Source organism: Micromonospora zhanjiangensis (assembly GCF_042650605.1).
Lineage (GTDB): Bacteria > Actinomycetota > Actinomycetes > Mycobacteriales > Micromonosporaceae > Micromonospora_J > Micromonospora_J zhanjiangensis.
This window is the reverse complement of sequence record NZ_JBHSBN010000136.1, coordinates 1-519: the sequence shown is the minus strand read 5'-3', so window position 1 is coordinate 519 and position 519 is coordinate 1. Positions and strand designations below refer to the sequence as shown.

At 64.7% G+C, this 519-nt stretch carries 1 protein-coding gene; it reads left to right on the top strand.

All coding sequences use genetic code 11. The annotated features are described in order from the left end of the window. Window positions 1-453: hypothetical protein (locus ACFOX0_RS34300; protein WP_377553868.1), on the top strand; the 453-nt coding region annotated here is incomplete at its 5' end. Between the last annotated feature and the right edge of the window lie 66 nt (window positions 454-519).

Sequence of the window (519 nt, the reverse complement as noted above, 5' to 3'; positions counted from 1 at the left end):
AAGCCGTCGCCGGAGAAGCTGATGCCGAACGGCACCCCGAGCGGCAACCAGTCGCGGATCGGCCTGAACGATGAGCAGAAGGCCAACGTGAAGGCGATCGTGGCGGCGACGAAGAAGGCCGGTATGGACGAGCGTGCCGCGGTGATCTCGATCGCCACCAGCCTGCAGGAGTCGAAGCTGGAGAACCTGGGTCACCTGGGCGATGCCAACGACCACGACTCGTTGGGTCTGTTCCAGCAGCGCCCGTCCTCGGGTTGGGGTTCGCCGGAGCAGATCACCGATCCGGAGTACTCCACCATCGCGTTCCTGAAGGGTCTGAAGCAGATCGACGGTTGGGAGAAGCTGCCGTTGACCGTCGCCGCGCAGAAGGTTCAGGTGTCGGCCTACCCGGACGCCTACGCCCAGTGGGAGACCCAGGCCGCTGACCTGGTCACCCAGTACTGGAACAGCTAAGACAACAACCGAAAGGGCCGGGATCCCGTACCACCGGGGTCCCGGCCCTTTTTCGGCATCCGCTGG